Here is a 680-nt window from a genome sequence, read left to right as displayed (position 1 = left end):
GGGTTAAGGGTCAAAATGTGTGTCTGGCTCGGCGTGTCGCGGGGGTTAGATTTGGCCTTTTTGAATGCCGATTGAGTGGGTGTAGTCGGTGTCGATAGCGTTGTCGTAGAGGGCTGGGCGTCCTGTTTCGTGGTCGGCTTGGTTCTCGGTTTGGGTCAGGGTGGATACTTTGGCGAGTTGGCCCTGGCCCCAGTCGGACTGCCTGGCGATTCGTACTGGATCGTCAGGCAGTTCCGTTTTTAAGTAGAGCCACCAATCCAGCATGCGGCGTTGTCGTTCGCCTGATCTGCCGCGGTGGGTTCTGGCGAGCAGTTTGAGCTGGGCGTTGATGCCGCCTTCTAAGCTGTTGGTGGTGGATTTGATCCGCTCGGGCGCAAGGACTCCTGCTGGCGGGTTGAGGTAGACAAACAGCATCTCGGACCGCCAAAGATGGTTGAGGCTGTTGTAGGCCTTGCGCACGTTGTGGTGGGTCCACACGCGGGTCCATGCACCTGTTTTGGGGTCTTTGATCATGGTTTTCTCGTTCATCCATTCCCGGTAGATCGTTGAAAACTCGTGCAGTTGCACACCCCACGCGGCGGCTTCATCCAGTGTGGTGATCCGGGTCAGTTTCAGCGCAAGTCGGTAGATGGTGCGCCCGGCATCGGTGCGTGGGTTGGTGGTGGTGTAGCGGCGGACCA

Annotated in this window: 1 pseudogene; it reads right to left on the bottom strand. The window is 58.2% G+C overall.

Annotated features, from left to right (window positions below):
- Window positions 1-45: 45 nt before the first annotated feature.
- A pseudogene (locus QP400_RS10450) lies at window positions 46-680 on the bottom strand (IS256-like element IS1249 family transposase); the annotation flags it as partial.

This window comes from Winkia sp. UMB3158 (assembly GCF_030217145.1).
In the GTDB taxonomy this organism is placed as follows: domain Bacteria; phylum Actinomycetota; class Actinomycetes; order Actinomycetales; family Actinomycetaceae; genus Winkia; species Winkia anitrata.
This window is presented reverse-complemented; position numbering and strand designations above follow the sequence as displayed.